The organism is Pseudomonas fluorescens, assembly GCF_001307155.1.
GTDB lineage: Bacteria > Pseudomonadota > Gammaproteobacteria > Pseudomonadales > Pseudomonadaceae > Aquipseudomonas > Aquipseudomonas helvetica.
The window spans coordinates 2,874,055-2,899,590 of record NZ_CP012830.1 but is presented as its reverse complement, the minus strand read 5'-3'; the positions used below and the strand labels follow the sequence as shown (position 1 = coordinate 2,899,590).

Genomic DNA, 25,536 nt, shown 5'->3' with positions numbered 1-25,536 from the left:
CGCTTTCAGGCACAACCCGAAGGGCCGGGCCTGCTGTGGCGCAGGGCAGCGTTGCTCGGAGCTTATTTGGAATGACCAAACCGCGCTCCTCGCGCCTTGCCCTGCACCACAGCAGACCCGGCGCGGCACAGGAAATAATTGATGACAGGCCCTCATAGCCGTTGCGCTACAATCCTTCCCTTTGTGCTCTGGAGACCTCACATGTCTGACTTCTCTGGCTTGTCGCTGGTCATCGAGCCGAGCGACCTGCTCGCCCGTCTCGATGCTCGCGAACTGATCCTGATCGACCTGACCAGCAGCGCCCGCTACGCCGAAGGCCATATTCCCGGCGCGCGCTTCGTCGACCCCAAACGGACTCAACTGGGTCATCCGCCGGCACCGGGCCTGCTGCCGCCACAGGCTGCACTTGAAGCCCTGTTCGGCGAACTGGGGCATAACCCGGACGCGGTCTACGTGGTCTACGACGATGAAGGCGGCGGTTGGGCCGGACGCTTCATCTGGTTGCTGGATGTCATCGGCCACAGCAACTACCACTATGTGGACGGCGGCCTGCTGGCCTGGCTGGCGGAAGGCTTGCCGGTTTCAACCGAGGTTCCAGCGGCTGTCGGCGGCCCGGTTGCACTGACCTTGCACGACGAGCCCACCGCTACCCGCGAATACCTGCAAAGCCGTCTTGGCGCCGCCGACCTGGCAATCTGGGACGCACGCGGGCCGCTGGAATATTCCGGCGAGAAAGTCCTCGCCGCCAAGGGCGGACACATCCCTGGCGCAGTCAATTTCGAATGGACCGCCGGCATGGACAAGACGCGCAACCTGCGTATCCGCACCGACATGCCGCAGATCCTCGAACAACTCGGGATCAGCAAAGACAAAGAAGTGATTACCCACTGCCAGACCCACCATCGCTCTGGCTTCACCTATCTGGTGGCCAAGGCGCTCGGTTATCCGCGGGTCAAAGGCTACGCCGGCTCCTGGGGCGAATGGGGCAACCACCCCGACACGCCTGTTGAGATTCAAGGTTCTTAAGGACAGTTAATGAAAAAGCGTTTGTTTATCCTCAGCCAGTACCTGCTGCCTCATCACCTGCTCTCGCGTCTGGCCGGCTGCATCGCCGAATGCCGCGTGCGCTGGTTCAAGAACGCCTTCACCGCCTGGTTCGCCAAGCGTTATCAGGTGGACATGTCGCAAGCGCTGGTCGAGGACCTGACCGCTTACGAACACTTCAACGCGTTCTTCACCCGCGCACTGAAAGATGGCGCCCGCCCGCTGGACCAGACCCCGGGCGCAATCCTCAGCCCGGCTGACGGTGCCGTCAGCCAGCTCGGCCCGATCGAGCATGGTCGAGTGTTCCAGGCCAAGGGCCACAGTTTCAGCGTGCTGGAATTGCTCGGCGGTGATACGGCAAACGCTGCGCCGTTCATGGGCGGTGATTTCGCCACTATTTACCTGTCGCCCAAAGACTACCATCGCGTCCACATGCCGCTGGCCGGCACCCTGCGCGAAATGGTCTACATTCCGGGCCGGATCTTCTCGGTCAACCAGACCACCGCGGAAAACGTTCCAGAGTTGTTCGCCCGTAACGAGCGCGTCGCGTGCATCTTCGACACCGAGCGCGGGCCAATGGCTGTGGTATTGGTCGGTGCGATGATCGTCGCTTCGATCGAAACCGTCTGGGCCGGGCTGGTAACGCCACCCAAGCGCGAACTGAAAACCTTCCGCTACGACGAAGCTGCCCGCGCGCCGATTCACCTGGAAAAAGGTGCCGAGCTGGGTCGCTTCAAACTGGGTTCGACGGCGGTTGTGCTATTTGGCCCGAATCAAGTGAAGTGGGCTGAAGAGCTGGCGGCTGGCTCGCCAGTGATGATGGGCCAAGGCATGGGCACTCCAAAGGCATAACCAAAGGCCTGCGATCTTTTGACACCTGCGAGATCGCGAAGATCAAAAGATCGCAGCCTGCGGCAGCTCCTACGCACAGAAAAAACGCCACTATTTACGGCGTTTTTTTTGGCGCTTGATTCGGTTCAGAGCTGACCGTCGCGGTCTCTGAAGCCCAGCAGATACAGCACGCCATCCAGACCCAGGGTCGAAATCGCCTGCTTGGCCGACTGTTTGACCAGCGGCTTGGCACGGAACGCCACGCCCAGACCTGCAATTGCCAGCATCGGCAAATCGTTGGCACCGTCGCCGACGGCAATGGTCTGCTCCAGACGCAAGCCTTCCTTGTGCGCCAGCTCACGCAGCAAATCGGCTTTGCGCTGTGCATCGACGATTGGCTCGACAGCCACACCGGTCACTTTGCCGTCGACCACTTCCAGTTCATTGGCGAACACATAGTCGATGCCCAGCTTGGCTTGCAGCTGTTTGGCAAAGTAAGTGAAACCGCCCGACAGAATGGCCGTCTTGTAGCCCAGGCGCTTGAGTTCGGCGAACAAGGTTTCAGCGCCTTCGGTCAGGCGCAGGGAGGCCCCGATCGAGTCCAGCACGCTGACGTCCAGCCCTTTGAGCAAGGCCAGGCGCTCCTTGAAGCTGGCGCGGAAATCCAGTTCGCCGGCCATCGCCCGCTCGGTGATTTCCGACACCTTCTCGCCCACCCCGGCAGCCTTGGCCAGCTCGTCGATAACTTCGGCTTCGATCAGTGTCGAATCCATGTCGAATACCGCCAGACGACGATTGCGACGGAACAGCGAATCTTCCTGGAAGGCGATATCGACGTTCAGCTCCTGGGCCACGCTGAGGAACTCGGCACGCAGGGCCTGCGGATCGGCCGCTTCGCCACGCACGGAAAACTCAATGCAGCCCTTGCCCTTGTCAGCTGGAGTGTCCAGTGGCATACGTCCGGACAGACGGTCGATGTGATCGATGTTCAGCCCGTATTTGGCAGTGATCGAACTCACGCGCTGCAACTGCTCGGCCGTCACTTTGCGGGTCAGCAAGGTCACAATGTGGCGTTTCTTGCCTTGAGCGCCGACCCACAGCTGGTAATCCTCTTCGGAGACCGGCGTGAAACGCACCTGTTGCCCCAGCTCGTAGGCCTTGAACAGGATGTCCTTGAGCACCGACGAACCCTGTTCGGTATCGGGAATTTCAACCAGGATGCCGAACGACAACGTGTCGTGGATCACCGCCTGACCGATGTCGAGAATGTTCACACCACCCTGGGCCAGTACACCGGTAATGGCCGCAGTCAGACCCGGACGGTCGACTCCCGTGATGTTTATCAGGACGATTTCGCGCAAGGCGCACCCCCGCAAGTGGAAAAAAACCGCATTCTACCCACTTTCAGTGACCATCGGGCACAGCGAGCGCTTTGCCGGTCTGGGGCCTGTCGCTATACTGCGCGTCAACTTCACGGACAAAAGAGCCGAGCTCAGTGAACCGGCCTACGCCAGTTAAAACCGATAACTTCTTTCTGCTGATCTTCCGGGCACTGCGCCATCGCCGTGTACCGATTGCATTGCGCATTGCCAGCCATAACGTGATCCTGGTCGCATTGGCCCTGGTGATCTACGCCTGCGTGATGGGTCTGCAGTTCAAACAGGCCATGCACGAGCAAGCGGATGCCCTCGGCCAGAGCCTGACTACCCAGACAGCGATGTCGGCGACCGAACTGTTGGTGTCCAACGACATCCTCAGCCTCAACGTATTGCTGAACAACCTGACCAAGAACCCGTTGGTGGCTCACGCGGCTATTTATAGCGTGGACAACCGGATTCTCGCCGAGGCCGGACAGCGCCCCAAGCATGGCTTGCTGGGCGAAGCCGAAGGCATGTACGAGAGCAAGATCACCTTTCAGGACGTGACGGCCGGTCAACTGCGGATCAGCCTGGACATGGCGCAGTTCCAGCAGCCGATGACCATCAGCCTGCAAAGCATGGGCATTCTCAGCGCGATCCTGCTGGCGTTGTCCCTGGCCCTGAGCTTGCGCCTGGGTCGGCACATCTCCACGCCGCTGCTGCAATTGCGGGTGTGGCTGCGCGACATTGACGAACACACCCCGGCGACTCAGCGCCAGGACGAAATCGGTGACCTGGCCCGCCAGCTCCACAGCAGTTATGCACCTGAAAAGGTCGAGCCTGAACCCGAGCCAGAGCCAGAATTCGACGATTTCGAAGACACTGAAGAGGCCGAACCGAGCTTCGAAGTGCGTAACCTGCGCGACCCAAGCTTCGACGAGAGCGCTCCGGTGGCCGGCCCGAAACCGGCAGCACGGCACGTGGTCAGCGCTGAAGAAGACGAACTGGACGAAGATGATCCTTTTGCCGACCTTCGCGACACCGCTGCCGCCGCGCCCGTTGCCAAGCCGCAACTCAACAAGCCTGCTGCCCCTGCGCAACCGCAGCACAGCGCGGTATTGGCGGTGCAGCTGGGTGCTCAGGAGCAACTGCGCCGCCTGCCGCGCGCACGCCTGACCGAACTGCTGGAGCGTTATCGCGACTGCCTGGACCAGGCGGCTTCGCTGTATGAAAGCGAACTGCACACCCTGAACGATGGCAGCACGCTGATGCTGTTCCACAGTGAAGACAGCGGTGACGACTACCTGACTAATGCCATCTGCTGCGGTGAGTTGCTGCGTGCGCTCGGCCACCAGCTGCAGATCGAAGTCGCCGACAGCGGCATCACCCTGCAATTGCAGCTGGGCCTGACCTTGGGCGATGGGCTCTTTGGCCTCAGCCAGATTGATCTGCTGCTGACCGAAACCGCTCAGGATGCGCTCGCATTGTCCCAACACAGCCGAAACCTGCTGCTGGTGGAGCGCAAGATCAGCGACGACGTACTGATCCGCCAACGTGCGCGGATCCGCCCAATCGCCAGCCCTGAAGGCGCTTGCTGCGTCGAACGGTTGATGGAGCCCTACCCGTCGATGCTGGAGCGGCAACTGGCGCGCATGCACGAGACACGCGCCAAGAGCTAAACCCGGCCGCGAACCAAAAAGCCCGCAGACGAGTGATTGTCTGCGGGCTTTTTCATGGCCGACGGCATAGAAGCCGTATGCGTAGCAGCTGCCGAGCCTGCGAGGCTGCGTTCGAGGCGGACCGCGATCGGGCGAAGTCCTCGCAAATCCTGTGCACGCGGCTTGTCTGAAAGAACAAGTTACCTGGTTTCACGACCGCTTCGCGGCCGAACGCAGCCTCGCTGGCTCGGCAGCTGCTACATGCGTTGGCCCCGCAGCACGGTGCTGCCTGCATTCTCCCTTCCAACCGCCAGAAACAACAAAGCCCGCATCAACGCGGGCTTTGTCTGTACGGCATTCACCTCAGAACCTGAACACTTCCATGTCCGTGCGAATCGGTGAAGCCATCGGGATCTTCGGTTTCTCCGGTTCAGCCGGCGCCGCTGGTTTGGACGCAGGTTTACGCGGTGCTTCGACAACCGGTGGCTGATTGGCCAGCGGCTTGAGCGCAACCGACAGCTGCTCGGCCAAACGTTGCAGCAATATGCCCTGGGCCTGCACCTGAGCGGCCGTACCACTGGCGTGCGGCTCTTGCAGATGAATGATGCGGTTGTCACGCACCTGGCCACGACGGTCGATCAAACGCCACTGGGCATCGAGGATCGCCGGCTGCGACTCACCCGAATCCAGGCGAGTGATCGACAGCAAAACCTGTACATCCGGGGTGAAACCCAAGGTCGCCGGTGCCAGCACTACGCGCTGGCTGTCCAGATGGCCGGCCACCTGGCGCAACAGAAGCTGATTGATGTCCGAAGACAGGCTGCCCGCCCAACGACCGTCGGTGGACGCTTGCAGGCTGCCATCAGGCTGGCGCTGCAGCAGGGTTTCACGTTGCAGGTAATCGGCGATCGATACCGGGCCCAACAAAACCGCCATGCCCGCGCTTTGCGCAGGCTGAGCCGGACTTCCGCTGTCCAGCTGATACAGCGACACCGGCTGGTGAACGCTGCAACCCGCCAGGCCAAATACGCCAGCGAGCAACAAAAGTAGAGGAAGGCGCAGAACAGTCATCATCCCATCCAAGTGACGGCCAACGAGCCGGTCACAGTGAAAAATACTCAATCAATATGAAGAACGCAGGACCACGCCCACGTTTGAAAGGCCATATCATCCGTGAATATGGCCTCCGACTCCAGCGCGAAAGCATCGATCTACGGGTTAAATCGTAGATCGAGCACGCTGGACCGCTTAATTGATAGCTTCTACCAATAGTGCATCAACGCGCTGAAAGCCCCGTGGCAGCTTGTTGCCACGGCGTCCGCGCTCACCTTTATAGTGTTCGAGGTCATCGGCTTTAAGCGACAGCGTGCGCTTACCGGCCTGCAATACCAGGGTCGCGCCTTCCGGCAATACCGCGATGTCGGTGACATATTCCTCGCGACTGGCCACACGTTCGCCGGAGATACCGATGATCTTGTTGCCTTTGCCCTTGCCCAGCTGCGGCAGATCGCTGATTTTGAAAATCAGCAAGCGACCTTCGGTGGTGACCGAGGCCAACCAGTTCTGCTCACGGTCAGCGACCGGACGCGGGAGAATCACCTTGGCGTTGTTCGGCAGGCTCAACAGCGCCTTGCCAGCCTTGTTCTTGGCTTGCAGGTCTTCACCCTTGACCACGAAACCGTAACCGGCGTCCGAGGCAATGACATACAGCCCATCGTCTTCAGGCATCAACACGCATTCGAAGGTCGCGCCGGGCGGCGGCGTCAGACGCCCCGTCAGCGGCTCACCCTGGCCACGGGCCGATGGTAGCGTGTGCGCCGGCACCGAATAACTGCGACCGGTGGAATCGATGAACACCGCAAACTGGTTGGAACGACCGGCCGCTGCGGTCTTGAAGCCGTCCCCGGCCTTGTACGAAAGCCCGGTGGCGTCGATGTCGTGGCCCTTGGCCGAGCGCACCCAACCTTTCTCGGACAGCACTACGGTGACTTTTTCGTTCGGCAGCAGATCGTGCTCGGTCAGCGCTTTGGCTTCGGCACGCTCGACAATCGGCGAGCGGCGGTCGTCGCCATAGGTTTCGGCGTCTTTGATCAGCTCGCTGCGCACCAGCTTCTTCAGCTTGGTTTCGCTGCCCAGCAAGGCTTGCAGCTTGGCTTGTTCCTTGAGCAGTTCATCCTGCTCACCGCGCAGCTTCATTTCTTCGAGTTTCGCCAACTGACGCAGGCGAGTGTCGAGAATGTAGTCAGCCTGGATTTCGCTCAGGGCAAAGCGTTCGATCAGCTTGGCTTTGGGGTGTTCCTCGGTACGGATGATGTGGATCACTTCATCCAGGTTGAGGTACGCGATCAGCAAGCCGTCCAACAGGTGCAGGCGACGCTCGACCTTGTCCAGGCGAAATTGCAAGCGGCGGCGCACGGTCTGAACCCGGAACTCCAGCCACTCCACCAGCAACGCCCGCAGATTCTTCAGCTGCGGTTTGCCGTCCAGGCCAATGATATTGATGTTGACCCGGTAGCTCGACTCCAGCTCGGTGCTGGCAAACAGGTGCTGCATCAACGCTTCATGATCGACCCGGCTGTTGACCGGAATGATCACGATACGGCATGGGTTCTCGTGGTCCGACTCATCGCGCAGGTCCGCCACTTGCGGCGCCTTGGACGGCTTGGCCTGCATCATCGCGGCAATCTGTTCCAGCACTTTGGCGCCGGAGACCTGATGCGGCAGCGCGGTGACGACAATGTCGCCGTCTTCGATGTGATACACGGCGCGCATGCGCACCGAACCGCGACCGGTTTCGTAGATTTTCAGCAGGTCGGCGCGCGGTGTGATGATTTCCGCTTCGGTCGGATAATCCGGGCCCTGGATGTGCTCACAGAGCTGCTCGACCGTGGCTTTCGGTTCATCGAGCAAACGCACGCAGGCCGTGGCGACTTCTCGCAGGTTGTGCGGCGGAACGTCGGTGGCCATACCTACGGCGATGCCGGTGGTGCCGTTGAGCAGAATGTTCGGCAAACGTGCTGGCAATACCAGCGGTTCGTCGAGGGTGCCGTCGAAGTTCGGGCCCCAATCCGCCGTGCCCTGGCCCAGTTCGCTGAGCAGCACTTCGGAATAACGCGACAGGCGCGCCTCGGTGTAACGCATGGCGGCGAAGGATTTCGGATCGTCCGGCGCACCCCAGTTACCCTGCCCGTCCACCAGCGTGTAGCGGTAGCTGAACGGCTGGGCCATCAGCACCATGGCTTCGTAGCACGCCGAGTCGCCGTGCGGGTGGAACTTGCCGAGCACGTCACCGACCGTACGCGCGGACTTCTTGTGCTTGGAGTCAGCGTCCAGCCCCAACTCGCTCATGGCGTAGATGATACGCCGCTGTACAGGTTTCAAGCCGTCGCCGATGTGCGGCAAAGCACGGTCCATGATCACGTACATGGAGTAGTTGAGGTAGGCATTTTCGGTGAAGTCGGCCAGTGAACGGCGTTCAACGCCGTCCAGGCTGAGATCCAGGGAGTCGCTCATGCGGGCCTCATCAGTTCGTTGTCTGGCGCAGCAACAAGGTGCCACTGCGCTGGGTAAATTCAAGTTTTTTCAGGATACTCACGACTTGGCGTCCCAGCCGCCTTGCGGCGCGGCAAAGCGCCAGACAATCGGCCGGACTTCGCCATCCGCGCGAGCACCATTGTTGTTGTCGATGCCGATCCAGGCGCCATCAACGTCGACCACCAGTGCTTCGGCCAGACCGTAGGGCTGTGAATAGCGTCGATGTTCCTGCAAGGCTTCAGCCGCAAATGACCAGCAGCGCTCGACCTTGGCGCTCAGCGCATCGCGACGGCAGATTTGAAAAGCATTGCGTTCCAGGGTGAAGAGCTTGCCGTTGAACAGTGCCAGATCCGCAAAATCCTTGGATACCGGCTTGGCGTTGGGAAATGGCGCGGGCTGCATTTCCTTGCCAGCTTCGCTCAACAGCACACAGCTGCCGTCACAATCCCAGACGGTCTGTTGGCGCTTGACCAGCAACAAACCACGCCGCTCGCGCTCGGCCGCCAGCCATAGCTGATCGCCTTGCGGACTGATCGCCAGTCCTTCGAACAGCGCGTTGAAATGCAGCAACATGCCGCTGGCTCGCGCTTCGCGAACCATGATCGGTGAAATTTTCAGCCACGCGGCTGGCCCCTGTACCGGCACTTGCAGCACCGCAGCATGGGCTTCGCTGACGATGTAGCGGTTACCGGCCTTGTCGCAAGTCATTCCCTCGAAATCCAGGCTTCCACCGCGCACGAACGATGCCGCCCAGGTGCGCGACTTCAGCCCCCAGGGCAACCCGCTGTCAGGCACCGGCGGCACATTGATGCGCACGGTTTCGGCCTGCCAGACCCGCTCGCTGCTATCGAGCCGGTAGATCTGATCATCATCACGATCGGAAACCGCCCACAGGTCTTTGCCGCATTGCGCCAGCCCCGACAGGTTACCGCCGCGCATGCCCTCCACGGCGTGCTCGGAAACCAGCGTCAGTTCCGGCGCAGGCTGCGCCGCAACGGCGGACGCCAACAGCAGCAACGCGAGGGCGAAACCGCTCCGCATCAGCCCAGAACCTCGGCCAGGTTGCCTTTGGATTCCAGCCAGGACTTGCGGTCGCCCGCGCGTTTTTTCGCCAGCAGCATGTCCATCATTTCCGAGGTGGCTTCGAAATCATCCAGTGTCAGTTGCACCAGACGTCGAGTGTTCGGGTCCATGGTGGTTTCACGCAGTTGCGGCGGGTTCATTTCACCCAGACCTTTGAATCGGGTGACCTGCGGCTTGCCGCGTTTCTTCTCGGCCACCAGGCGATCGAGAATGCCATCGCGCTCGGCTTCATCGAGGGCGTAGTAAATCTCTTTGCCGAGGTCGATACGGTACAGCGGCGGCATCGCCACATAGACGTGACCGGCGTCCACCAACGGCCGGAAATGCTGGACGAACAAGGCACACAGCAAGGTCGCGATGTGCAGGCCGTCGGAGTCGGCGTCGGCGAGGATGCAGATCTTTCCGTAGCGCAGCTGGCTCATGTCCGCAGCGCCCGGATCAACACCAATGGCCACGGCAATGTTGTGCACTTCCTGGCTGGCCAGCACTTCGCTGCCGTCGACTTCCCAAGTGTTCAGAATCTTCCCGCGCAGCGGCAGGATCGCCTGGAACTCTTTGTCCCGCGCTTGCTTGGCCGAACCGCCGGCGGAATCACCTTCCACCAGGAACAGCTCGGAACGCATTGGGTCCTGCCCGGCGCAATCGGCGAGCTTGCCCGGCAAGGCCGGTCCTTGGGTGATGCGTTTGCGCTCGACCTTTTTACTCGCCTTCAAACGGCGACCAGCGTTATTGATCGCAAGCTCGGCCAGTTGCAGGCCCAACTCGGGATTCGCGTTGAGCCACAGGCTGAAAGCGTCCTTGACCACGCCGGAAACAAACGCCGCCGCCTCGCGGGACGACAGGCGCTCTTTGGTCTGGCCGGAGAATTGCGGCTCCTGCATTTTCATCGAGAGGACGAAGGCAATGCGCTCCCAGACATCTTCCGGTGCCAGCTTCACGCCACGCGGCAGCAGGCTGCGGAACTCGCAGAACTCACGCATTGCGTCGAGCAAGCCCTGACGCAAACCGTTGACGTGAGTACCGCCCTGGGCCGTCGGGATCAGGTTGACGTAGCTTTCCTGCACGCTATCGCCACCTTCAGGCAGCCACAGCAGCGCCCAGTCGACCGCTTCTTTATTACCGGCCAGGCTGCCGCAGAAAGGCTCGTCGGGCAGACGTTCGAATTCGCTGACTGCATCGACCAGGTAGGAACGCAGACCGTCTTCGTAATGCCATTCGACTTTTTCGCCGGTGGCCTTGTCTTCAAAGCTGACCAGCAGCCCCGGGCACAACACAGCCTTGGCCTTGAGGACGTGCTTGAGACGGCTGATGGAAAATTTCGGTGAATCGAAGTATTTCGGGTCCGGCGCGAAGTACACGCTGGTCCCGGTGTTGCGCTTGCCAACGGTGCCGACCACTTCCAGGTCGGTGGCTTTGTAGCCATCGGCGAAGGTCATCTGGTACTCGTTGCCATCGCGTTTGACGCGTACCCGGACCTGAGTCGACAGGGCGTTGACCACCGAAATACCCACCCCGTGCAAACCGCCGGAGAACTGGTAGTTCTTGTTCGAGAACTTGCCGCCGGCGTGCAGCTTGGTGAGGATCAGCTCGACGCCCGAGACGCCCTCTTCGGGGTGAATGTCCACTGGCATGCCACGGCCGTCATCGCTGACTTCCAGGGAGTGGTCCGCGTGGAGAATGACCTGCACCGATGTCGCGTGCCCGGCCAAGGCTTCGTCGACACTGTTGTCGATGACTTCCTGGGCAAGGTGGTTCGGCCGACTGGTGTCGGTGTACATGCCGGGGCGTTTGCGCACCGGGTCGAGGCCCGAGAGGACTTCGATGGCGTCTGCGTTATAAGAGCTAGCGCTGGGAGTGGCCATGGGGTCTCGTCGTCAGTCGTTCATGAAAATAGGGGCGAAGGTTCACAGTGCTGTGAAATCGATCGCCTGGTACACATCTGCGCCGATGCCGGCAAAACTCAATAAGGCCGGCAGTTGCTCGGCGAATCCCTGGAAACTATGGTCGCCGCCAGCCTGGATACGCAAGGCACAGGCTCGGTAATACTGCTGGGCGAGGCGATAGTCCAGCGTTTCGTCCCCGGTTTGCAACCACACCTGAAACCGCTGCGGGTCCTGGGGCGCCGGCACTTCCAGCTCGGCCAGGGCCGTCACGTGGTCGTGGGTCAATTCCCAGGTCTCTTCGGTATACAGGTTTTTCTGCGTGCCCAGGTATCCGTCGAACATCCGGTGCGGGCTGACGGCAGGGTTGATCAACAGGGCCTTGAGGCCATGGCGCTCGGCAAGGTGAGTGGCATAGTAGCCGCCGAGGGAGCTGCCGACCAGCAGTGGCCGCCCCAGCCTGGCAATCGCCTGCTCCAGCTGACCGATGGCCTCGCGTGGATGGTGATGCAAGGCCGGCACCTGCAACTGGTCGCCCAGACCCAGACGATCCATCACGTCGACCAGCTGACAGGCCTTTTTCGACGCGGGTGCGCTGTTGAAACCGTGGATATAAAGGATCGAACCAGACATGCGAGCTCCCTGTGAGGCGGGCAAAGATGCCGCAGTTTACAGGGAGTCCACGAGATTGACTTGCTCAGGAACGAATCAGATCGTTCCGATCAGAGACAAACCCTGTGGCGAGGGAGCTTGCTCCCGCTGGGCTGCGCAGCAGCCCCAAAACATTCAATCGCGTTCAGACAGATTCACCGCACGCATCGGTTTTACGACCGCTTCGCGATCGAGCGGGAGCAAGCTCCCTCGCCACAAAGGCACCTCAGCACCTCAGTAGCCGTTCGAGCCGTAATCGACCTGGAAGTCGAAGCCGGTAACGCGTTCTACACCGGTTTCCAGCCGTCCGTCCGGCAGCAACCGCAACCAGCGATAGCCTGGTGCCAGGGTATCGACCTTGAAGTCCACACTGCCAGGCTCGAACTGGATGCACGTCGATGGCGAAGCGATCAACCGCACATCGTTGCGCAACTGATCGATTTCCTGATGCACATGCCCCCAGAGCACTGCCCGTACGTGTGGGAAGCGATCGAGCACGGCAAACAGGGCGTCCGGGTTGCGCAGGCCAATCGGTTCCATCCAGGCACAACCGATGGACACCGGATGATGGTGCAAGCACACCAGATGATGGCGCTCCGGCGCTTCGCTCAGGGCGCGCGCGAGCAATTGCAGTTGGTCATCCTGCAAATACCCTGGCACCGAGCCCGGTACTGCCGAATCCAGCAAGGTGATCCGCCAGTTACCGATGTCCACGATCGGCTCCAGCAACTGACTCTGGACCGCGGCCTGGGCCATGATCTGCGGCTCATCGTGGTTGCCGGGAATCCAGCGCGCGGGCGCATCGATCTGCCGGGTCATTTCGCGAAACTGCTGATACGACTCAAGCGTGCCATCCTGGGACACGTCGCCACTGGCGATCACCAGATCGATGCGCGGCTGTTGTGCCAGCGCCAACTCGATAACCTTTTGCAGGCTGTCGCGGGTGTTCATCCCCAGCAACGTGCCATCCGCTTCGGCGAACAGATGGCTGTCAGAGAGCTGCACCAGCAATACGGCATCGTTGGCTGTCAGAGTGGATACGCTCGGCAAGGCGTTCTCCCAAGGCGTGATCACGGATATGGATTAATGGCGCAATTATGCTGGGGGAACTTGAAAAGAGGAAACCCGTGAACCTGACGCAGTTCACAACTAGCGTACGACTTCGAACTCATGCCCGCAGGCCAGGCAATGACTCAGCCACTCGCCGAGGAACACATTGAGCTGGGCCTTTTCATCCGGCTGGTGCATCAACGCATTCGGATAAGGGTAGATGCCGCGAAAGCGCCGTGCATGTTCTGCACTGATGACTTCGGCCATGCGCGCGTCGTGGTAGACCTGCACTTCCAGTTGCGGCACCGGCAGCCATGGCAGGCTGTGCTCCTGGCGCACGCGCAGGGTCGTGGTGTACGGACATGCCTGCAACACTTCCAGCATCAGCACGCCCAGCATCTGCTCACCCTGGGTCATGGCAATGCGCCGGGCAGCCGGCTGGTTGCGCATCTCCGGTAACAGGCGCATCAGTCGGGCGTAGTTGGCCTCGCAGGCGCTTTGCAGCCCCACAAGATCGACCCGATAACGATCGCGCTGTTTGTTTACGACCATAACCCCCTCACTTCAACGCGGTTCAAAGCCAGCCATTGCAAGGCAATAATGCTCGCCGCGTTGGAAATCCGTCCATCACGTACGGCTTGCAGGGCATCTTCGAAATCCCAGACCGTCACGCGAATATCTTCTGCTTCCTCCACCAGCCCATGAATGCCGCCGGCCCCGTTACTGTCACACCGCCCCAGATACAAGTGCACGTATTCGGTACTGCCACCGGGCGACGGAAAATAATTGAGCATCGGCCACAGCGCAGTGAATACAAGCCCAGCTTCCTCCTGCGCTTCGCGGTGAGCAACTTCTTCCGGTTGTTCGTCCTTATCGATCAGACCGGCGACCAGTTCGATCAGCCACGGATTATCAGTCTTGCCCAATACACCGGCGCGAAATTGCTCGATCAATACCACCTCGTCCCGCTGCGGATCGTAAGGCAAGACACACACAGCATCATGACGAACGAACAACTCGCGGCTGATCTCGCGACTCATGCCACCGGCAAACAGCTCATGACGCAAGTGCACGCGATCAAGCTGGTAAAAACCCTTGAAGCAGTTTTCGCGGCGTACGACGTCTACGATGGTCGGGGTGGCATTGGCAAAATCAGTCATAACAATCCTCGTTTACTGTCAATCCGTCCGGAGCTCCCCCCAGGCTTCGCGCCATCCTAACGCGCCCGCACCGTTTGATGCAGCCTCTTTGCCGTCAGCGGGATAGACGGCAAGGGGTGAAAACAACTCTAATTGGCTCTAATTAGCTTAGTGGCGAACCGACCGCACCGCTGGCAGTCGAAGACCCTGAATTTTGCCTTTCTCTGATTCATGAAGGACGCCCATGTCGCTGTTGAAAATCGCCTCCGTGGCCTGTATTGCCCTCACGCTCGGCGCTTGCCAAAGCCTGTTCCAACCCAGCTATCGGGCACAGGTAACATCCACTCGCGATGCGTCCGAGCAGGTCAAGCCGGGTTGCGACGGCCCCGACTGCCCGCTGGTGAATATCGACACGGTGCATTTCCCGACCGACCCGCAACTGGACCGGATCGTCGAACAGCGCCTGCTGCAAATGACCCGCACCTCACCGGGCGCGGCGCTACCCGCCTCCCTCAACGCCTACCGCGAACAGTTCCTGCGTGAGTCCGGCGATCGCAACAGCGTCTACTTGCAAGCCAAGGTACGTGAGCAGCATGACGGACTGGTGATCATTGAAGTGTCCAGCTATCTGGACACGGGCGCGGCCAATGGCACGCCGGGACGGGGCTTTATCAACTACTCGCGCCAGCAGCAAAAAGAGCTGAGCCTGAGCGACATGCTCTTGCCGGGGCAGGAAGTAGCGTTCTGGAAGACCGCACAAGTTGCGCACAATAGCTGGCTGATCAATTCGCAACTGGATCGGGATCCGGACTTCGTCAAAAGCTGGCCGTTCCAGAAAACCCCGAACGTGGCCTTGACCAGCGCCGGGGTGGTGCTCAAGTACAACGTCGCGACCATCGCGCCCTATTCAAGTGGCCTCATCGAGATGACCATCCCCTACGCTCGCCTCAAGGGTCAGATCAAGCCTGAGCTGGTGCCGGAGCGTAGCTGAAGACCCGCCCCAGCAGCAGTTGCATCAGCCCTGCCACTACCAGCGATGGCAGGGTTGCGCCGACCTCCGGATACAGATTCGCCAGCAAGTGATAGGTGCTCACCCCGCCCAGCCAGGCGAGCAACGCCGGCCAGCGCAAGGCGGCTGACGCAATTTGAGCACTGCGCTTGCGCAGGATGAAGTGATCCACCAGCACCACGCCGAACAGCGGCGCAAACACCGAGCCGATCAACAGCAGGAAGTTCTGGTACTGGGCCAATGGCGCCAGGCACGCGATCAAGGTGCAGATCACCCCGATGGCCAAGGCCAGGTGTTCGACTTTCATGCGCAACAGAATCCCGCTGGAGACCGCCGCCGAGTGAATGTCGGCGAAAGCATTTTCCGACTCGTCAAGCAGGATCAGCAACAGCGGAATGCCCAAACCGGCACCGGCCAGCGCCAACAGCAAGGCATTGACTTCACCACTCGGGGCAAACGCCAGGGTGTAGGCAACGCCCAGGCTCATCAGCCAGAAGTTACCAATGAAGAAGCCCAGCGCCGTACCGCCGAATACGCTTTTCGCACGCTTGCCGAAACGCGAGTAGTCGGCAATCAGCGGCAGCCACGACAGTGGCATCGCGATGGCGATATCAAAACCCACGGCGAATGGCATCGAACCGTCACCGGCCTGTGCCCACAGCGCGGCCAGATCGGCCTTGGCGAAGAGGTTCCAGGTCAACCAGATGCACGCCGCCAGCAGCAACCAGATGCCCCACTTGCGCAGGATCTGACGGACAAACGTCAACGGGCCACTAACTGCAAGCAAGGTCGCTAGGGCGCCAAACGCCAGCGTCCAGAGCAATGGATTGGCCATCAGGCTAGCGTCGCTGAATGCACGGGCGCCGAGCAGGCTGGCCGCGTCGCGCATGACGATGATTTCGAACGAACCCCAACCGATCAGTTGCAGCAGGTTCAACAGCGCCGGCAGACTCGCACCGCGAGTACCGAGGCTCAGTTTGAGTGCAGCCATGGCCGACAGGCCGGTATCGCTGCCGATCACCCCGACGCACGCCAGCAGCAGAACACCGACCAGCGTGCCCAGGAAAATTGCCAGCAACGAGCCCGACAAACCCAACCCCGGCGCCAGCAAAGCCCCGGTCTGCAAGACCATCAGACCAATGCCAAGGGAGAACCACAGGGAGAACAGATCGCGGGCACCGAACACGCGCTGGGCCAGAGGCACGGCGTGGTCGGGAGAATAGGTACTGGGTTGAATACTCAAGGGGGGTTATCTCAGAGGAACATTTGTTGTTGTGGATCGTCAGATCCCCTGTGGCGAGGGGGCTTGCCCCCGTTGGACTGCGAAGCAGTCCCAAAGCTAACGACTGAGCCCTGTCAGTTAGAACTCGTCGCCGGATTTACGACCGCTTCGCGGCCGAGCGGGGGCAAGCCCCCTCGCCACAGAGTTGCCGGCGCCTCTGGAGGCGCCGGCAAAAATCAAACCTTCTTGTACAGCTGACTGCCTTCCTGCTTGAAGCGCTCAGCCTGTTCGGCCAGACCTTGGGCGACTTCGGCATCGACGGTTTCGATCCGCTGGTTGGCCGCATACTCGCGGACTTCCTGGGTGATTTTCATCGAGCAGAATTTCGGCCCGCACATCGAGCAGAAATGCGCGACCTTGGCCGAGTCTTTCGGCAGGGTTTCATCGTGGTACGAACGCGCGGTGTCCGGGTCCAGGCCCAGGTTGAACTGATCTTCCCAGCGGAATTCGAAACGCGCCTTGCTCAAGGCGTTGTCGCGGATCTGTGCGCCCGGATGTCCTTTGGCCAAGTCTGCCGCGTGGGCGGCGATCTTGTAGGTGATGATCCCGGTCTTCACGTCATCCTTGTTCGGCAGGCCCAAGTGCTCCTTCGGCGTGACGTAGCAGAGCATGGCGCAACCGAACCAGCCGATCATTGCCGCGCCGATGCCCGAGGTGATGTGGTCGTAACCCGGTGCGATGTCGGTGGTCAATGGGCCGAGGGTGTAGAACGGCGCCTCGTCGCAGCACTCGAGCTGCTTGTCCATGTTCTCCTTGATCAACTGCATCGGCACGTGGCCCGGGCCTTCGATCATGGTTTGCACGTCGTGCTTCCAGGCGATCTTGGTCAGCTCGCCGAGGGTTTCCAGCTCACCGAATTGCGCTTCGTCGTTGGCGTCGGCAATCGAGCCAGGACGCAGGCCATCGCCCAGCGAGAAGCTGACGTCGTAGGCCTTCATGATTTCGCAGATGTCTTCGAAATGAGTGTAGAGGAAGTTCTCTTTGTGGTGCGCCAGGCACCACTTGGCCATGATCGAACCGCCACGGGAAACGATCCCGGTCACGCGTTTGGCGGTCATCGGCACGTAGCGCAGCAACACGCCAGCGTGGATGGTGAAGTAGTCGACGCCCTGCTCGGCCTGCTCGATCAGCGTGTCGCGGAACAGCTCCCAGGTCAGGTCTTCGGCAGCGCCACCGACTTTTTCCAGGGCCTGATAGATCGGCACGGTACCGATCGGCACTGGCGAGTTGCGGATGATCCACTCACGGGTTTCGTGAATGTGCTTGCCGGTGGACAGGTCCATGACCGTGTCCGAGCCCCAGCGAATGCCCCAGGTCAGTTTCGCCACTTCTTCTTCGATGGACGAGCCCAGCGCGCTGTTGCCGATGTTGCCGTTGATCTTCACCAGGAAGTTACGGCCGATGATCATCGGTTCCAGTTCGGTGTGGTTGATGTTCGCCGGGATGATCGCGCGACCGCGGGCGATTTCTTCACGGACGAATTCCGGGGTGATGATTTTCGGCACGCTGGCACCGAAGCTGTGACCGGCGTGCTGCTGATCCAGCAGACCTGCGGCGCGGGCCACTTCGAGCTTCATGTTTTCGCGGATGGCGACGTATTCCATCTCGGCGGTGATGATGCCTTTGCGGGCGTAGTGCATCTGGCTGACGTTGGCACCCGGCTTGGCGCGGCGCGGGTTGTTGACGTGAGCGAAACGCAGCTTGGTCAGCTCCGGATCGGCGAGGCGTTCCTGGCCGAAGTTCGAGCTCAGGCCGGCCAGGCGCTCGGTATCACCACGGGCTTCGATCCACGGCGAACGCACGTCACCCAGGCCTTTGCGCACATCGATGATGACGTTGGGGTCGGTGTACGGACCCGAGGTGTCGTAGACCACGACCGGCGCGTTGATCTCGCCGCCGAAATCGGTGGGGGTCACGTCGAGGCTGATTTCGCGCATCGGCACGAGGATGTCCGGGCGAGAGCCCTGAACATAAATTTTTTGCGAGCGGGTAAAGGGCTGAACCGATTGCTGATCGACTTTGGCCGAGTCACTCAGATTGATCGCATTTTTTGATTTTGTAGTCATCACGGGCTCTCCAGACTTCATCCAGGCAGTGGAATTTTGTCGGAGCGAACCTGTAACGAATGGACGCAGCCCACCAGTGAAAACTCCAGCTGGATGAGTGCTGTGCTGAGTGCACGAGGGTTGTTCGATTGTCGAACAACATCCCGGACGAAGCACAAGAGGACTCGCCGGGTGACGAGAAATCTTGTTCCCTACGCAGGCTTAAACCTGATCAGGTTCAACGGGATCCGAAATTATTCGATCTCAGCCTCATAGCAAGGCACCCCGACAAGAACCCGGCCAGTCTAGACACAACTGGCAAAGAACGCCAACACCGGTGCATACAGCGTGATGAATGGCGTAATTACAGGATTGTTGCCGCAGGTTGGCGCATCTACACTCGCAGCGCCATGCTGCGCCTTGACGCTGCCGGGCGTGCGCCGTAGCCTTGGCGCTCAAATTACCACTGTAATATTCACTCTAGGGATCGCCTCATGCTGCGCAAACTCTCACTGGCTCTTGCCGTGTCTTGTGCGTCCAACGGAATGGCCTGGGCAGCAGAAGCGCCATTATCGAGCAATACCGATTTGGTCAGCGTCTACCAGGAAGCTGTCGACAACAACGCCGACCTGGCCGCCGCCCGTGCCCAATATGGCGCGCAAAAGGAAGTCGTGCCCCAGGCCCGCGCCGGCCTGCTGCCGAACCTCTCGGGTAGCGCCGAGGTTGCCGATGTCCGGACGAAAATCGACCAGCCATCGGCTATTGCCAATCGCAGTGCCCACTTCTATCAAGCAACGCTGGCCCAGCCGTTGTTCCGCGCCGATCGCTGGTTCCAGCTCCAGGCAGCCAAGGATGTCAACGAGCAAGCGGCGTTGCAACTTTCGGCGACCGAGCAGAACCTGATCCTGAAAAGCGCCGAAACCTACTTCAACGTGCTGCGCAGTCAGGACAACCTTGCCTCGACCAAGGCCGAGGAAGCCGCGTTCAAGCGCCAGCTCGATCAGTCCAATGAGCGTTTCGATGTCGGCCTCTCGGACAAGACCGACGTGCTGCAATCACAAGCCAGTTACGACACCGCGCGCGCCAACCGGATTCTCGCCCAGCGCCAGGTGGATGATGCGTTCGAAGCACTGATCACCCTGACCAACCGTCAGTACAACTCGATTCAGGGCATCGTCCACACCTTGCCCGTCCTGCCGCCAGCGCCGAACGACGCCAAGGCCTGGGTCGACACTGCCGCCAAACAGAACCTCAATCTGCTGGCCAGCAACTACGCAGTCAGCGCGGCAGAAGAAACGCTCAAGCAGCGCAAGGCCGGCCACGCACCGACCCTCGACGCCGTGGCGCAGTACAAGACCGGAGACAACGATGCGCTGGGCTTCAGCAACCCGAGCGCCTTTGGTCAACCGTACGGCGGCACCGTCTCGCAAAGCACGGTCGGCCTGCAATTGAACATTCCGATCTACAGTGGTGGGCTGACCAGCTCGCAGGTTCGCGAGTCGTACTCGCGCCTGGACCAAAACGAACAGCAACGCGAAGCACTGCGTCGGCAAGTGGTGGAAAACACCCGCAACCTGCACCGTGCGGTGAACAGCGATGTCGAGCAGGTGCAGGCACGTCGCCAGTCGATCATCTCGAACCAGAGCGCGGTGGAAGCCACGGAGATCGGTTATCAGGTAGGCACGCGCAATATCGTCGACGTACTCGACGCCCAGCGCCAGCTGTACACCTCGGTGCGCAACTACAACAACAGCCGCTACGACTACATTCTCGACAACCTGCGCCTGAAGCAGGCGGCCGGCACCCTGAGCCCAGGCGACTTGCAGGACCTGAAGCGTTATCTCAAGGCCGACTACAACCCGGACAAGGACTTCCTGCCCCCGGACCTGGCCAAGGCTGCAGCGGAACAGCTAAAAGCTAATCCCGGCCAGTAAAAACCAACCCTGTGGCGAGGGAGCTTGCTCCCGCTCGGCTGCAAAGCAGTCGTAATTCGGTGACTACCGTGTGCCTGATACACCACGGTGTCAGTTTTTCGGGCTGCTTTGCAGCCCCGCGGGAGCAAGCTCCCTCGCCACAGGTGTCAGGTTCAGAATCAGTTGATCAACCGCCCCAACCCATCCAGCAATCGCTGCAAGGCGCCCTGGTTGGCGCGCATCACGTTCAGCCCCGCCTCTGCCATCCGCTGCGCATCGCGTGGCAACTCGAATAGCCGCTGCACGGCCAGCGCCAACCCTTGGGCGTCATCCACTTCCTGTAGCGCCTTGGCGCTACGCATCAGCGTGGCGATCTCAAGGAAATTGAACAGGTGCGGCCCGCTCAACACCGGTTTGGCCAGCGCCGCCGGCTCCAGCAGGTTATGCCCGCCATTCGGCACCAGACTGCCACCGACAAACGCACTGTCGGCCAGGGCGTAGAGAAACAGCAACTCGCCCATGGTGTCGCCGAGCAGCACTGAGGTGCTGGCGCTGACCATTTCGCCGGTCGAACGACGGATCGTGTTGAAACCTTGCTGCTGGCAGAGTTCGAACACCGGATTGAAACGTTCGGGGTGACGCGGCACCAGAATCAGCAGCGCATCCGGATGGCTGGCAAGCAATTGTCGATGCGCCGCCAGCACCACTTCGTCCTCACCTTCATGGGTACTCGCGGCGATCCATACCGGACGCTCGACCGCTTGCCATTGCTGACGCAACTCGGCGGCCCGCTGCAGCAATTGTGGGTCGATGCGCAAATCAAACTTGATCGAGCCGGTCACTTCGACCGTTTCCGCGCGCGCGCCCAGTTGCCGAAAGCGCTCGGCCTCGGCTTCGGTCTGCACCGCGAACAGACTCATTTCGGCCAGCATCGGCTGCGTCAGCTTGCCGAAACGGCCATAGCCTTTGGCCGAGCGTTCCGAAAGCCGGGCATTGGCCAGCGCCACCGGGATCCCGCGTTTGGCGCACTGATGAATGTGGTTGGGCCACAACTCGGTTTCCATGATCACCGCCAGTTTCGGCTGAACCCGGTCGAGAAACCGCGCCGCCGCACAGGGCAGATCGTAAGGCAGGTAGCAGTGCTGGATGCGTGGCTCATTGGCGAACATTGCGTGAATCCGCTCGGAGCCGGTTGGGGTCATACACGTCACGGTGATCGGCAGCTGTGGATAACGTTCGAGCAACCCGCGAATCATGGGGGCCGCGGCAATGCTTTCGCCAACCGACACCGCATGTACCCAGATGCCGCCAGGTTTCATCACCGGCAAGCCGATGGAGAAGCGCTCGCCAATACGCTTGGCGTACGCCGGTGCCTTGCGCGAGCGCAGCCACAGCCGAATCGCTACCAGTGGCAGCCCCAAGTAAAACAGCGCGGTGTAGAGAGTTCTATTCATGGCGGCGGAGTTTATCGGCTTTTTTAGCCGATCGCCTGCAAGTGCACGGCAAAACGTTCCGCCAACCAACGCGCCGCCGGCCCCAGCGGTTCATCACGCCGCCAGACCAACTCCACCACCAACGCTGGCGGGGTCCATTCGCTGACCAGTTCGACCATCTGCCCCTGATACGCCGGGTACTGCACCACATGCCGCGGCAGCCAGCCCCACCCCAGGCCACGCATCAGCCACTCGGCGAGAACGTAGAAACTGTCGGCGCGCCAGACTTGCGGGCTGGCTTGTTCACTGCCGGGGTAGACGCTGGAATGCGTGGCCATCAGCAGTTGTCGATGCTGCGCCATCTGCTGGCAATTGACCTGCCCTTCTACGGCCAGCGGATGCCCGACTCCGCACACCGTGACCATCTCGACGCTGCCCAGCACCCGACGTTCCAGGGCTTCGGGAATCTGTTCGTGATAAAACAGCAAGCCCAGATCGGCCCGGCGCTCCACCAGTTTGCGCGCCACATCGCCCTGGGCGGCACTGGCCAGTTGCACTTCCAGGCTGGGAAATTGCTCGGCCAATGCTTCGAGGCTGTCGAGCACCGGCTGATAAGGCATGGCCTCATCCTGCGCCAGACGCAGCCGCGCTTCCTGACCGCGCATCAACGCCAGCGCCCGCCCATTGAGACGCTCACACTGACGCAGCACCTCTCGCGCTTCTTCGAGCAACGCGCTGCCGGCCTCGGTCAAGCGCGGCTGGCGGCCGCTACTGCGATCAAACAGGTTCAGGCCAAGGTCTGCCTCAAGCAGTGCAATCGCACTGCTGACCGCCGACTGTGCCTTGCGTTGATCGCGCGCGACCGCCGAAAACGAACGCTGCTCGGCCACGCTGACGAACAAACGCATCTGCTCCAGATTCCATAACACACTCATGGCTCAACCCATCTTCAAATCAGATAGGTAATGACTTTACCCCATCTCGAAAGCCTCTAGAATGCCGACCTCATCAAGCAGGCCAAAATACGAGGATCACACCATGAACGCTTACTACCTCCTGGCTATCGCCATCTGCGCCGAAGTGATCGCCACCGTATCGATGAAAGCGGTCAAGGGCCTGAGCACACCACTCCCTTTGCTGTTGATCATTGTCGGTTACGGCATTGCGTTCTGGATGCTGACCCTGGTGGTGCGCACCATTCCGGTTGGCGTCACCTACGCGGTATGGGCCGGCATGGGGATCGTGATGGTCAGCATCGCGGCGCTGTTTCTCTACGACCAGAAACTCGACATCCCGGCCATGCTTGGTATGGCGCTGATCGTCCTGGGCGTGGTGGTCATCCAGCTGTTCTCGAAAACTGCCGGGCATTAAAGCCAGATACCAGTCCATTGTGGCGAGGGAGCTTGCTCCCGCTGGGTCGCGAAGCGGCCCCAAAACCTGATATCGAGGCTTGGGGATAGACCGCATTGGTTCATTTGCGGCTGCTGCGCACCCGAGCGGGAGCAAGCTCCCTCGCCACAGGTTTGTGCGTGGCCTGACCAACCACCTATTGATCGCCAGCAAAACCTCTATTCGTCGAGTCTGTATACTGCGCCTCTAGTCCTGAACTCTGAGGTCGCTGCATGCCATCCGTTATTTCCACCGACGTACTGATTGTCGGCGCTGGTGTCGCCGGCCTCTGGCTGAACGCGCGCCTGCGTCGCCAGGGTTTCTCGACCGTGCTGGTGGAAAGTGCCAGTCTCGGCGGCGGGCAGAGCGTGAAGTCCCAGGGGATCATCCACGGCGGCGCCAAATACGCGCTGCATGGTGCGTTGACCGGTGCCTCCGAAGCGATTTCCGACATGCCGCGCCGTTGGCGTGCAGCCTTGGCCGGCGACGGCGAGCTGGACCTGTCCGGCGTGCGTCTGCTGTCCGAAGCCCACTATTTGTGGTCCCCCGGCACCCTCGCCGGCAACCTCACCAGTTTCTTCGCCAGCAAAGCGGTGCGCGGTCGGGTTGATCAGGTCAAAGGCGAGCAGCTGCCGCCGGCCCTGCAAGACAAGCGCTTCAAGGGCAAGGTCTATCGCCTTGCGGAACTGGTGGTCGATGTGCCAAGCCTGATCGGACGTCTGGCTGAGCTTGCCGGTGACGGTCTGCTGGCCGGGCAGAAGATCGAGCCACTGCTGAAAAACGGCGAACTGGTCGGCCTGCGCGTTGACGAGCGTGAGATCCGTGCACAGCGCATCGTTCTCAGCGCTGGCGCTGGCAACGCTGACTTGCTCACGGCGCTCGGCCTGAGCCAGCCAGCCATGCAACGTCGACCGCTGCACATGGTCATCGTCAAAGGCCCAAGCCTGAAACCGCTCTACGCCCACTGCCTGGGCGGCGGGTCGAAGCCGCGCATCACCGTCACCACCCACCCGGCCGCCGATGGTCAATGGATCTGGTACCTTGGCGGTGATATCGCCGAAGCCGAAGGCGTGGCCCGCGAACCCGCCGCGCAAATAGCCGCCGCGCAGAAAGAACTCGGCAACCTGTTGCCGTGGGTCGACCTCAGCCAGGCGCAATGGGCGACCTTGCGGGTCGAGCGCGCCGAGCCACTGCAATCGGGCCTGAGCCGACCCGACAACGCCTTCCTCGCCGAGCAGGATCGCCTGCTGGTGGGCTGGCCGACCAAACTGGCACTGGCACCGGACTTCGCTGACCGGGTAATGGCGTCGCTGCAACGCGACGGCATCCAGCCAAGCCATCCGGCGCCGTTGCCAACCCTGCCAAAACCGCCGATGGGCGTGCCTGCCTGGGAACAATTGCTGCCATGAGCCAAGCCACCCTGCACGATCTGCATCGCCCGCTGGGCAGTACTGGCCTGCTGGTTTCGCCATTGGGCCTGGGCACGGTGAAACTTGGTCGCGACCAAGGGGTGAAATACCCCAACGGCTTCCAGATCCCGGACGATGACGAAGCGCGCAGACTGCTCAAGCTGACCCGCGAGCTGGGCATCAACCTGATCGACACCGCACCCGCTTATGGCCGCAGCGAAGAACGCCTCGGCCCGCTGCTGCGCGGTCAGCGTCAGGAGTGGGTGATCGTCAGCAAGGTCGGTGAAGAATTCGCCGACGGCCTGTCGCACCACGACTTCAGTGCTGCCCACACGCGCTTTTCCATCGAGCGCAGCCTGAAACGCCTGGAAACCGACTTCATCGACCTGGTGCTGGTGCATTCGGATGGTAACGACCTGGCGATTCTCAACGACTGTGAGGTCTACCAGACCCTCGCCGAGCTCAAGCGCGAGGGCAAGATTCGCGGGTTCGGGTTTTCCGGCAAAACTGTCGATGGTGGGTTGAAGGCTCTGGAACAAGGTGATTGCGCCATGATCACCTACAATCTCAACGAGCAGGCCGAGCGGCCGGTCATCGACTACGCTGCTGCCCACGGCAAAGCCATTCTGGTGAAGAAGGCTCTGGCCAGCGGTCACGCCTGCCTCAGCCCCGGCGTAGATCCCGTACGCGCCAGCTTCGAGCTGTTGTTTGCGCAACCCGGTGTCGCCAGTGCTATTGTCGGGACCATTAATCCGCTGCACCTCGCCCACAATGTGGCGACTGTTGCTCAAGTCCTACGTAGTCGTTGAACAGCCGCCACAGCGGCCG

The 25,536-nt window shown here is 60.9% G+C and carries 21 protein-coding genes and 1 riboswitch; of the genes, 8 read left to right on the top strand and 13 right to left on the bottom strand.

Translation table 11 applies throughout. The annotated features are described in order from the left end of the window. The first annotated feature begins 201 nt into the window (after nucleotides 1–201). Together AO353_RS31285 and asd are read left to right on the top strand one after the other, a co-directional pair. Nucleotides 202–1,026 (top strand): rhodanese-like domain-containing protein, encoded by an 825-nt coding sequence (locus tag AO353_RS31285; RefSeq protein ID WP_054595340.1) that lies wholly within the window; start codon nucleotides 202–204, stop codon nucleotides 1,024–1,026. A gap of 9 nt (nucleotides 1,027–1,035) precedes the next feature. Next, nucleotides 1,036–1,896, top strand: a complete 861-nt coding sequence (gene asd / locus AO353_RS31280) for an archaetidylserine decarboxylase (protein WP_054595339.1) — start codon at nucleotides 1,036–1,038, stop codon at nucleotides 1,894–1,896. Nucleotides 1,897–2,021: 125 nt separating this feature from the next. Here the strand turns inward: asd and serB are convergent, their stop codons facing one another. After that, nucleotides 2,022–3,236, bottom strand: coding sequence for a phosphoserine phosphatase SerB (serB, locus tag AO353_RS13070; RefSeq protein ID WP_054595338.1), 1,215 nt, complete (start codon nucleotides 3,234–3,236; stop codon nucleotides 2,022–2,024). A gap of 134 nt (nucleotides 3,237–3,370) precedes the next feature. Here serB and AO353_RS13065 point away from each other — a divergent pair, with 134 nt between their 5' ends. Then, the gene (locus AO353_RS13065; protein WP_054595337.1) at nucleotides 3,371–4,912 is read left to right on the top strand and encodes an AhpA/YtjB family protein; all 1,542 of its coding nucleotides are present in this window, start codon (nucleotides 3,371–3,373) and stop codon (nucleotides 4,910–4,912) included. A 342-nt stretch (nucleotides 4,913–5,254) separates the two neighbouring features. On the opposite strand, the gene AO353_RS13060 is transcribed toward AO353_RS13065, so the two are convergent. From AO353_RS13060 to AO353_RS13025, 8 genes are all read right to left on the bottom strand, one after another. After that, the gene (locus AO353_RS13060) at nucleotides 5,255–5,962 is read right to left on the bottom strand and encodes a PqiC family protein (protein ID WP_054595336.1); all 708 of its coding nucleotides are present in this window, start codon (nucleotides 5,960–5,962) and stop codon (nucleotides 5,255–5,257) included. Nucleotides 5,963–6,139: 177 nt separating this feature from the next. After that, on the bottom strand, nucleotides 6,140–8,404 hold the full coding sequence (parC, locus tag AO353_RS13055) for a DNA topoisomerase IV subunit A (RefSeq protein WP_054595335.1): 2,265 nt from the start codon (nucleotides 8,402–8,404) through the stop codon (nucleotides 6,140–6,142). 78 nt (nucleotides 8,405–8,482) lie between these two features. Continuing rightward, nucleotides 8,483–9,466 carry an esterase-like activity of phytase family protein gene (locus AO353_RS13050; protein ID WP_054595334.1) on the bottom strand — a complete coding sequence of 328 codons (984 nt, stop codon included), beginning with the start codon at nucleotides 9,464–9,466 and terminating at the stop codon, nucleotides 8,483–8,485. After that, nucleotides 9,466–11,370, bottom strand: a complete 1,905-nt coding sequence (parE, locus tag AO353_RS13045; protein WP_054595333.1) for a DNA topoisomerase IV subunit B — start codon at nucleotides 11,368–11,370, stop codon at nucleotides 9,466–9,468. The genes AO353_RS13050 and parE overlap by 1 nt, the downstream gene beginning before the upstream one ends. Before the next feature lie 42 nt (nucleotides 11,371–11,412). Beyond that, entirely contained in the window at nucleotides 11,413–12,021 is a 609-nt protein-coding gene (locus AO353_RS13040) for a YqiA/YcfP family alpha/beta fold hydrolase (protein WP_054595332.1), read from the bottom strand. 252 nt (nucleotides 12,022–12,273) lie between these two features. Then, complete coding sequence (gene cpdA, locus AO353_RS13035) at nucleotides 12,274–13,089, bottom strand: 3',5'-cyclic-AMP phosphodiesterase (protein ID WP_054595331.1); 816 nt, start codon at nucleotides 13,087–13,089, stop codon at nucleotides 12,274–12,276. A gap of 99 nt (nucleotides 13,090–13,188) precedes the next feature. Beyond that, nucleotides 13,189–13,641: a DUF1249 domain-containing protein gene (locus AO353_RS13030; RefSeq protein ID WP_019691483.1), complete on the bottom strand. Its 453-nt coding sequence runs from the start codon at nucleotides 13,639–13,641 to the stop codon at nucleotides 13,189–13,191. Further along, nucleotides 13,632–14,249 carry an NUDIX domain-containing protein gene (locus AO353_RS13025; protein WP_054595330.1) on the bottom strand — a complete coding sequence of 206 codons (618 nt, stop codon included), beginning with the start codon at nucleotides 14,247–14,249 and terminating at the stop codon, nucleotides 13,632–13,634. Before AO353_RS13025 ends, AO353_RS13030 begins: the two co-directional genes overlap by 10 nt. A gap of 223 nt (nucleotides 14,250–14,472) precedes the next feature. Between AO353_RS13025 and AO353_RS13020 the strand changes: the two genes are divergently transcribed. Then, nucleotides 14,473–15,219, top strand: a complete 747-nt coding sequence (locus AO353_RS13020; RefSeq protein ID WP_054595329.1) for an RsiV family protein — start codon at nucleotides 14,473–14,475, stop codon at nucleotides 15,217–15,219. On the opposite strand, the gene cytX is transcribed toward AO353_RS13020, so the two are convergent. Together cytX and thiC are read right to left on the bottom strand one after the other, a co-directional pair. Continuing rightward, nucleotides 15,188–16,480, bottom strand: a complete 1,293-nt coding sequence (gene cytX, locus AO353_RS13015; RefSeq protein WP_054595328.1) for a putative hydroxymethylpyrimidine transporter CytX — start codon at nucleotides 16,478–16,480, stop codon at nucleotides 15,188–15,190. The two genes, AO353_RS13020 and cytX, sit on opposite strands and share 32 nt — an antisense overlap. A 215-nt stretch (nucleotides 16,481–16,695) precedes the next feature. Next, nucleotides 16,696–18,585 carry a phosphomethylpyrimidine synthase ThiC gene (thiC, locus tag AO353_RS13010; protein ID WP_054595327.1) on the bottom strand — a complete coding sequence of 630 codons (1,890 nt, stop codon included), beginning with the start codon at nucleotides 18,583–18,585 and terminating at the stop codon, nucleotides 16,696–16,698. 171 nt (nucleotides 18,586–18,756) lie between these two features. Further along, a riboswitch (TPP riboswitch) is annotated at nucleotides 18,757–18,862 on the bottom strand. Between the two features lie 196 nt (nucleotides 18,863–19,058). Here thiC and AO353_RS13005 point away from each other — a divergent pair. Continuing rightward, nucleotides 19,059–20,498, top strand: a complete 1,440-nt coding sequence (locus AO353_RS13005) for a TolC family outer membrane protein (protein ID WP_054595326.1) — start codon at nucleotides 19,059–19,061, stop codon at nucleotides 20,496–20,498. A gap of 158 nt (nucleotides 20,499–20,656) precedes the next feature. On the opposite strand, the gene waaA is transcribed toward AO353_RS13005, so the two are convergent. Together waaA and AO353_RS12995 are read right to left on the bottom strand one after the other, a co-directional pair. Continuing rightward, nucleotides 20,657–21,931, bottom strand: a complete 1,275-nt coding sequence (waaA, locus tag AO353_RS13000) for a lipid IV(A) 3-deoxy-D-manno-octulosonic acid transferase (protein WP_054595325.1) — start codon at nucleotides 21,929–21,931, stop codon at nucleotides 20,657–20,659. A gap of 23 nt (nucleotides 21,932–21,954) precedes the next feature. Beyond that, entirely contained in the window at nucleotides 21,955–22,845 is an 891-nt protein-coding gene (locus AO353_RS12995) for a LysR family transcriptional regulator (protein WP_054595324.1), read from the bottom strand. Nucleotides 22,846–22,948: 103 nt separating this feature from the next. Between AO353_RS12995 and AO353_RS12990 the strand changes: the two genes are divergently transcribed. The 3 genes from AO353_RS12990 to AO353_RS12980 all read left to right on the top strand — a co-directional run bounded on the left by AO353_RS12990 (nucleotide 22,949) and on the right by AO353_RS12980 (nucleotide 25,517). Then, complete coding sequence (locus AO353_RS12990; protein WP_019691475.1) at nucleotides 22,949–23,281, top strand: DMT family transporter; 333 nt, start codon at nucleotides 22,949–22,951, stop codon at nucleotides 23,279–23,281. Between the two features lie 251 nt (nucleotides 23,282–23,532). Continuing rightward, the gene (locus AO353_RS12985; protein WP_054595323.1) at nucleotides 23,533–24,708 is read left to right on the top strand and encodes an NAD(P)/FAD-dependent oxidoreductase; all 1,176 of its coding nucleotides are present in this window, start codon (nucleotides 23,533–23,535) and stop codon (nucleotides 24,706–24,708) included. Beyond that, on the top strand, nucleotides 24,705–25,517 hold the full coding sequence (locus AO353_RS12980; RefSeq protein ID WP_054595322.1) for an aldo/keto reductase: 813 nt from the start codon (nucleotides 24,705–24,707) through the stop codon (nucleotides 25,515–25,517). Before AO353_RS12985 ends, AO353_RS12980 begins: the two co-directional genes overlap by 4 nt. Nucleotides 25,518–25,536: the final 19 nt, after the last annotated feature.